The 7,330-nt window shown below is 76.0% G+C and carries 7 protein-coding genes and 1 pseudogene; 5 read left to right on the forward strand and 3 right to left on the reverse strand.

The window, feature by feature from the left end; genetic code table 11:
- Position 1 precedes the first annotated feature (1 nt).
- On the reverse strand, positions 2 to 925 hold the full coding sequence (locus tag ECOMGDLI_RS06935; protein ID WP_088315447.1) for an alpha/beta hydrolase: 924 nt from the start codon (positions 923 to 925) through the stop codon (positions 2 to 4).
- Between the two features lie 104 nt (positions 926 to 1,029).
- Between ECOMGDLI_RS06935 and ECOMGDLI_RS06940 the strand changes: the two genes are divergently transcribed.
- A complete protein-coding gene (locus ECOMGDLI_RS06940; protein ID WP_088315450.1) occupies positions 1,030 to 1,818 on the forward strand; it encodes a hypothetical protein in 789 nt (262 codons plus the stop codon).
- On the opposite strand, the gene ECOMGDLI_RS06945 is transcribed toward ECOMGDLI_RS06940, so the two are convergent.
- Positions 1,790 to 2,653: an SDR family oxidoreductase gene (locus tag ECOMGDLI_RS06945; RefSeq protein WP_088315452.1), complete on the reverse strand. Its 864-nt coding sequence runs from the start codon at positions 2,651 to 2,653 to the stop codon at positions 1,790 to 1,792. The two genes, ECOMGDLI_RS06940 and ECOMGDLI_RS06945, sit on opposite strands and share 29 nt — an antisense overlap.
- 113 nt (positions 2,654 to 2,766) lie before the next feature.
- On the opposite strand from ECOMGDLI_RS06945, the gene ECOMGDLI_RS06950 reads away from it, so the two are divergent.
- Together ECOMGDLI_RS06950 and ECOMGDLI_RS06955 are read left to right on the forward strand one after the other, a co-directional pair.
- The gene (locus tag ECOMGDLI_RS06950; protein WP_088315454.1) at positions 2,767 to 4,572 is read left to right on the forward strand and encodes an aminotransferase class V-fold PLP-dependent enzyme; all 1,806 of its coding nucleotides are present in this window, start codon (positions 2,767 to 2,769) and stop codon (positions 4,570 to 4,572) included.
- Positions 4,569 to 5,294: a PIG-L deacetylase family protein gene (locus tag ECOMGDLI_RS06955; protein ID WP_088315455.1), complete on the forward strand. Its 726-nt coding sequence runs from the start codon at positions 4,569 to 4,571 to the stop codon at positions 5,292 to 5,294. The genes ECOMGDLI_RS06950 and ECOMGDLI_RS06955 overlap by 4 nt, the downstream gene beginning before the upstream one ends.
- A 38-nt stretch (positions 5,295 to 5,332) precedes the next feature.
- Here ECOMGDLI_RS06955 and ECOMGDLI_RS06960 read toward each other — a convergent pair whose 3' ends face one another.
- On the reverse strand, positions 5,333 to 6,061 hold the full coding sequence (locus ECOMGDLI_RS06960) for a DUF2202 domain-containing protein (RefSeq protein WP_088315457.1): 729 nt from the start codon (positions 6,059 to 6,061) through the stop codon (positions 5,333 to 5,335).
- A gap of 167 nt (positions 6,062 to 6,228) precedes the next feature.
- On the opposite strand from ECOMGDLI_RS06960, the gene ECOMGDLI_RS06965 reads away from it, so the two are divergent.
- Both ECOMGDLI_RS06965 and ECOMGDLI_RS06970 read left to right on the forward strand, forming a co-directional pair.
- Entirely contained in the window at positions 6,229 to 6,948 is a 720-nt protein-coding gene (locus tag ECOMGDLI_RS06965; RefSeq protein WP_088315464.1) for a response regulator transcription factor, read from the forward strand.
- Positions 6,945 to 7,330 (forward strand): annotated as a pseudogene (locus tag ECOMGDLI_RS06970) (hypothetical protein); the annotation flags it as partial. The gene ECOMGDLI_RS06965 and the pseudogene ECOMGDLI_RS06970, both read left to right, overlap by 4 nt.

Here is a 7,330-nt window from a genome sequence, read left to right on the forward strand (position 1 = left end):
CTCAGCCGGCGGGCCGGGCCGTGCGGTCCCAGGCCGCGCGCACCTCGGCGACGACGACGTCGAGGAGGTCCCGGGTCGGTGCGGTCGGCTCGACGTGGGTGAACGCGTGGTCGACGCCGGGCGCGACGTGGTGCCGGACCGGGACCCCGGCGGCCGCGAGCCGTTCGGCGTACCGGTCGCCCTCGTCGCGCAGCAGGTCGAGGTCGGCGGTGACGACGAGCGCCGGTGGCAGCCCGGCGAGGTCGCTCGCGTGCAGCGGCGAGACGAGCGGGTCGGCGCGCCGGGCGGGGTCGACGACGTAGCTGTGGTTGAACAGCCGGGCCAGGCCGGGGGAGATGAGCGGCTTCGCCGTCCGGGCGTGCTTGTCGCCGGGGTCCTGCGCGAGGTCGAGCGGCGGGTAGACGAGCACCTGCAGGGCCGCGCCGAAGCCGCCCTCGTCGCGCGCCCGCAGGCAGGCCGACGCCGAGAGGTTGCCGCCGGCGCTCTGGCCGCCGACCGCGAGCCGGGCGCCGTCCCAGCCGTGCTCCCGGGCGCCGGTGGTCGCCGCCCAGCACGCCACCGCGTACGCCTGCTGCGCCGCGACCGGGAAGGGTCGCTGCGGGGCCACGTCGTAGTCGACGTTCACCACGACGCAGCCGGTCTCGGCGGCGAGCACCCGGCAGATGTGGCCGTCGAACTCCGGGTGCCGGGCGACGAAGCCGCCGCCGTGGAGGTTCACGTAGACCGGCGGAGCGCCGCCCGTGCCGGGTGCGTCGGCCGGCGGCCGGTAGACGTGGACCGTCACCGGGCCCGCGTCCGTCGGGACGACGACCCGGTCCGGCGGCGCGACGTGCGCGGCGAAGGCGTCGTAGGCCGCCGGTGGCCGGGTGACCCGGCCCGCGAGGACCTGGAAGCCCCTGGCGAGGAGCCGGTGGCGCAACGACATGACGGCCTGCCCTCCCGACGTTCATAGAATTTCTACGAGTCAGACAGTAGGGTGACCCCGACCCTGGGTCAACGGGTCTCGTCGACGGAGCGGAGGGTCGCCGGATGGACGGGTCGCCCTCCCGCCCGGCCGCCGTCCGCCGCCGGATGCCCAAGCGCACCAAGGAGCAGACCCGCGGGCTCATGCTGCGCGCCGCCGTCGACCTGCTCCGTGAGCGTGCACTGTCGCAGGGCGACGACGTCGTGTCGGCGGCGCTCGCGCACGTCCGGGTCACCGACATCGCCCGTCGGGCCACCGAGCTCGTCCGGGCCGACCTCGGGACGGCGGGTGAGGTGCGGCCGGAGGCTGCCGCGATCACGACCGGTGCGGCGTACCAGGTCTGGCCCCGGCAGTCGGACCTGCAGGCGGACCTGCTGTTCCACATCGCGGAGCTGCAGGCGGTGCTCGGCCCGGGCGTCGCCGAGGTCGTGGCGCGCTTCCGTGCGGCCGCGGCCGCCGGTACGGCGCTGGAGGACGTCGTCGTCGGGGCGGTCGAGGAGATCTGGCGGGCCTACCGCGACGACCCGATCTTCCGGGTCGAGCTGAGCTTCCTCGTCGCGGCCGTCGACCCGCGGGTGCGCGCGGCGCTGGCGCACCGGCGGGAGCGGTTCGCCGCCACCGCGGACGAGGTGTGGCAGGGGCTGCTCGACGCCTACGGTCTGCGGATGCGGCCGCCGTACCGGCTGCGCGACCTCACGACGGCGGTCGCGGCGCAGGTCGTCGGCTCCGTCGTCCTGTGGTGGGCCGACCCGGAGGTCCTCGCGGACCCGTTCGACGGCGGTCGCAGCCTCGCCTCGCGGGGTGCGGCGCTCCTCGTCACCGGGCTCACGGAGCCGGCCGCTGCGCCCGGCTGAGCACCTCCTCGAGCCCCGTGGCCGGGTGCCCGGTGAGTCGCTCGACGTCGTCGGTCACGCCGTCCAGCTCGCCGGCCGCGATCGCGGTGTACGTCGACACCCAGGCCTCGACGAGCCAGTCGGGGGCCGCGTAGGGCGCGCGGGAGGCGAACGCCTCCTCGACCGTCTCGTCGTGGAACGTCACGGTCCGCCCGGTCGCCGCGGTGAGCCGCGTCGCGGCCTCCGTGAGCGTCAGGGCCTGCGGCCCGGTGAGGTCGTACGTGCGCCCCGCGTGCGCCGCCGGGTCGAGCAGCACGGCGGTCGTGACGTCCGCGATGTCGTCGAGCGCGACCGGGGCGAACCGGCCGTCGCCCGCCGGGCCCCGGATCACGCCGTCCTCGCCCGCGAGCAGCGGGAGGAAGTCGAGGTAGAGGTTGTCCCGCAGGAACGTGAAGGCGACCCCGCTGCCGCGGACGTGCTCCTCGGTGTGCCAGTGGTCGCGGGCGTGGGTGAACGTCGCGTCCGGCGCGGCGCCGAAGAACGAGACGTAGACGAGGTGCTCGACCCCGGCGGCGACCGCGGCGTCGACGAAGGTGCGGTGCTCGCCGACCCGGTCCGGGTCCTCGGACGCCGACACGAAGAGCACCACCCGGTGCCCGGCCAGGGCGGCCCGGACCGCCTCGCCGTCGCCGTAGGCGGCGGTCGCGACCCGGGTGCCGGGCAGGGCGGGGGCCCGTGACGGGTCGCGGACGACGAGCGTCTGCGCGGCTCCCGCCGCGGCGAGCCGGCGGGCGACGCGCCCGCCGAGCCGGCCCGTCGAGCCCGTGACGGCGATCGTGCCCTGCGCTGGTGCCATGGTGTGTCCTCCGGGGGAGCGCGCCGGCGCGGCCGGCAACGGTCGAAGGTCCTGCGACGGGCTCGCGCCGCGTCGCGTAAGGTACCCCCAGGGGTATCTGGAGGTGGTGTTCGATGACGCACCCGCCGACGACGGCGCCCGCGCTGTCCGAGCGTACGGCCGAACCGGGTCAGGACCCGCCGGGGCAGGACCCGCCGGGGCAGGCGCTCCTGGCGCGGATCGCGGCCTCCGTCATCGGGGACGACCGGCTCCAGCCCGGCCCCTACGGTCCCCGGCGGGTCACGTACGCCGACTGGACGGCGTCGGGGCGGGCACTGACGTTCGTCGAGGACTTCGTCCGCGACGAGGTCCTCCCGCGCTACGCGAACACCCACACCGAGGCCAGCGGCACCGGCCTGCAGACGTCGCGGCTGCGCGAGGACGCGCGCCGGGAGGTGCGGGACGCCGTCGGCGGCGACGACTCCACCGCCGTGATCTTCGTCGGCTCCGGCTCGACCGCCGCGATCGACCGGCTCGTCGGCATCCTCAACCTGCGGGTGCCGGCCGACCTCGACGCCCGGTACGGGCTCACCGACCACATCCCCGCCCACGAGCGGCCCGTCGTGCTCATCGGGCCGTACGAGCACCACAGCAACGAGCTGCCCTGGCGCGAGAGCATCGCCGAGGTCGTCACCGTGCCCGAGGACGCCTCCGGGCACGTGGACCTCGCCGCACTCGAGGCGGCCCTCGTCCGGTACGCCGACCGCCCGCTGCTCATCGGCTCGTTCTCCGCGGCGAGCAACGTCACGGGGATCCTCACCGACACCGACGCGGTCTCGGTGCTGCTGCACCGGCACGGCGCCCTCGCGTTCTGGGACTACGCCGCGGCCGCCCCGTACGTCGACATCCGGATGGTCCCGGACGCCGCCGCGGGGGCGGACCCGCTGGCCTACAAGGACGCCGTCTTCCTCAGCCCGCACAAGCTCGTGGGCGGCCCCGGCACGCCCGGCGTCCTCGCCGTGCGCCGCGACCTGGTCCGCAACAGCGTCCCCGTCGTGCCCGGCGGCGGGACCGTCGAGTACGTCAACCCCGACGAGCACGTCTACGTCGCCGACGTCGAGCACCGCGAGGAGGGCGGCACGCCCGACATCGTCGGCTCGATCCGCGCCGGCCTCGTCTTCGGTCTCAAGCGGGCCGTCGGGGTGCCCGTCATCCGGGCCCGGGAGGCGGTGCTGCTCGACCGTGCGCTCGGCCGCTGGCGGGCGAACCCCGCGATGGAGATCCTCGGCAACCCGGACGCCGAGCGGCTCCCGATCGTCTCCTTCGTCGTCCGCCGGGTGCGGGCCGACGGCACGCCGGGCCGGTACGTCCACCACAACGCGGTCGTCGCGATCCTCAACGACGTCTTCGGGATCCAGGCCCGGGGCGGCTGCTCGTGCGCCGGGCCCTACGGCCACCGGCTCCTCGGCATCGACGTCGAGCGCTCGCACGCCTTCCAGCGCGAGATCCACCGCGGCTGCGAGGGCATCAAGCCCGGCTGGACCAGGGTCAGCCTCAACTACTTCGTCACGGACGCCGTCGCCGACTACGTCGTCGAGGCCGTCGACCTCGTCGCCCGCGAGGGCTGGAAGCTCCTCCCCGACTACCGCTTCGACCCGCGGACGGGCCTGTGGCGGCACCGGCACGGGCCGGCCGAGCCGCTCCTGCGGCTCACGGACGTCCACTACGACGCCGAGGGCCGGATGGCGTACCCGCGGCACGACGACCGGGTCCCGGAGTCGGTGCTCGCCGACCAGCTGGCCCGGGCCCGTGAGCTCTTCGACCTCGCGACCCCGACCCGGGCCGACGCCGACGGCGAGCACCTCGCCGAGGCCCGGTGCCCGTCCCCGCAGTTCCACGACCTGCTGTGGTTCGACCTGCCGGAGGTGTGCCTTCGATGAGTGACGCCCAGGAGACCCGTTCTCCCGCGACGACGTCCGGCGCCGCGCCGCCGGTAGGTGACGACCTGCCCGGCTGGCGGCGTCCGCTCGTCGTCGTCGCGCACCCGGACGACGAGTCGTTCGGCCTCGGTGCGGTGCTGTCCGCGTTCGTCGGCGGCGGGGCCTGCGTCGCGGTGCTGTGCTTCACGCACGGCGAGGCCTCGACGCTGCACGGCGTCGAGGGCGACCTGCGCGAGCTGCGGGCGGCGGAGCTCGCCGAGGCGGCCCACCGGCTCGGCCTGGCCACGGTGGAGCTGCTCGACGAGCCGGACGGCGCGCTCGGCGTCGCGGGCACGGAGCGGCTCGTCACCGCGGTGCTCCGGGCGGTCGACCGGCACGCCGCCGACGGTCTCGTCGTCTTCGACGACACCGGGATCACCGGGCACCCCGACCATGTCGCCGCGACGGCCGCCGCGGTCACCGCGGCCCGCGGGGCGGGGCTGCCGGTGCTCGCCTGGACGCTCCCCGAGCCCGTCGCGCAGGCCCTGCGGGAGGAGTTCGGCGCACCGTTCGCAGGCCGGCCGCCGGCCGAGGTCGACCTCGTCGTCGGCGTCGACCGGGCCACGCAGCTCGAGGCGGTCGCCGCGCACCCGAGCCAGGCCGTGCCCGGCAGCGTGCTGTGGCGCCGGCTGGACCTGCTCGGGCCGGTGGAGCACCTGCGGTGGCTCCACCGGCCCGCGTGAGCGTTCGCCGGGACCTGCCGGGCAGGGACCTGCCGGGCTCAGCCGCCGAAGGCGGCGAGGTGGTGCTGCGACGCGGCGGAGAGCCTGCTGTAGACGGTCGTCACGTCGGCGGCCTTCACGTCGGCACCGGCCTTCGCCAGGTCCGCGATGTCGAGCTTCTCGATCTTCCGGCCGACGGCGAGCGCCGCGGCCGGCGAGCCCTTGCCCTCTGCGACGAGGCTGTCGTAGAGGCTCTGGACGGCGGGGGTCGTGAAGGTGCCGTCGGCCTTGCCCACGGTCGGGTCGGTGATGTCGTACCGGTCGAGGAGCGTCCGGACGGCCGCCAGGTGCCGGGTCTCGGAGGCCGCGATCATCGTGAAGCGCCGGTCGCCGGTGGAGCCGGCGAGCGCGACGTAGACGTCGTGGGCGAGCTTCTCCTCCTCGGCCATCCCGGCGAGCGCCGTCTTCTGCGCGTCGGTCAGGGTGCCGCTCGCGGGCAGGTTCGCCCCCGGGTCGCCCATCATGCCGCCGCCGTTGCGCATGCCCTGGCCGTACCCGTCCGCGGAGCCGCCGGCCCGGCCACGCATGCCGTTGCGCATCCTGTCGCCCATGCCGTAGCCGGCGCCCGTGCCGTCGTCCGTCATCGGGCAGGTGGTCGTCGTCCGGGGGCCGGGCCCGCCGCCCCAGCCGGTGGTGCTCGCCACGACGGGGGTCGCGAGCAGCAGCACGCCGGCTCCGCCGGCGACGGCGGCCGTCACGAGGGCGGTCCTGGTGGTCGGCCTGTTCATGGTGTTCTCCTGGGTCTGGGCTACCGGTTCCCGGGGGCGGCTGGTCCGCCGTCCCGGGCTGTCGGTACGACTCTCGGTCCGCGGGGTGGACCGGCCGTGCAGCCGGTGTGGAGACGATGTGGAGAGCGGCCGTCGGTCCCGCACCGGGCGCGGCAGGCGGGCCGACGATGAGTGCTGTGGGAACCGTGCTGGTCGTCGAGGACGACCGCGACATCCGGGACGTCGTCCGGCGCTACCTCGAGCGCGCGGGCCACGCCGTGCTGTCGACCGGGTCCGGCATCGAGGCGCTGCGGCTGCTCGACGACGCCGCCGTCGACCTCGTCGTCCTCGACCTCGGGCTGCCCGACCTCGACGGCTTCGAGGTGCTCCGCGAGGCGCGCCGCGGCGGTGGCCGGCTGCCTGTCGTCGTCCTCACCGCCCGGGCCGAGGTGGACGACCGGATCCGCGGGCTGTCGTCCGGCGCGGACGACTACGTGACCAAGCCGTTCAGCCCGACCGAGCTCGTCCTGCGGGTCGGCGCGGTCCTCGCCCGCACCGTCGGCCCGGTCGCGGGTGACGGGGCGCTGCTCTTCGGGGAGGGCCGGCTCCGGATCGACGAGGCGCGCCACGAGGCGACGCTCGACGGACGCACCCTCGACCTCACGGCCACCGAGTGGGGGATCCTCGCGACCCTCGCCTCGGTGCCGGGCCGCCCGTTCTCCCGCTACGAGCTCGTGAACCGCGTCCGTGGCTACGAGTTCGCCGGGTACGAGCGGAGCATCGACTCGCACGTGAAGAACCTGCGGCACAAGCTCGGGCCGGACCCGACGTCGGTCGTCGACACCGTCGTCGGCGTCGGCTACCGGCTCGCGCTGCGGCGCGACGTCACGACCGGGAGCCCGCGATGAGTGCGTCCGCCGCGGGTGCGACGACACCCCTGGGCCCGCTCGGCCGGCGGCTGCTCGCCTCGTTCGTGCTCGTGGCGCTCGTCGCCGTGGCGCTCGTGGCCACGGCGGGGCTCGTGGGCAGCTCGCTAGGGGTCTCCCGGACGACGGCGCAGTCCCGGGCGCTCGCGGCGCAACGGGTCGCCGCCGCGGCCGCCGCCGGGTACTCGGCCACGGGGGAGTGGGCGTCGAGCGACCTGACGGCCGCCGTGACGACCGCGGCCGCGGCGGGCGCCCGGCTCGTCGTGCTCGACGGCGCGGGCCGGGCCGTCACCTCGACCGGGCGCGGCCAGGGCATGGGCATGGGGGCCGGGATGGGCCCCGGGACCGGGATGAGCGGGACGGG

Source organism: Kineosporia sp. R_H_3, assembly GCF_002198675.1.
Taxonomy (GTDB): domain Bacteria; phylum Actinomycetota; class Actinomycetes; order Actinomycetales; family Kineosporiaceae; genus R-H-3.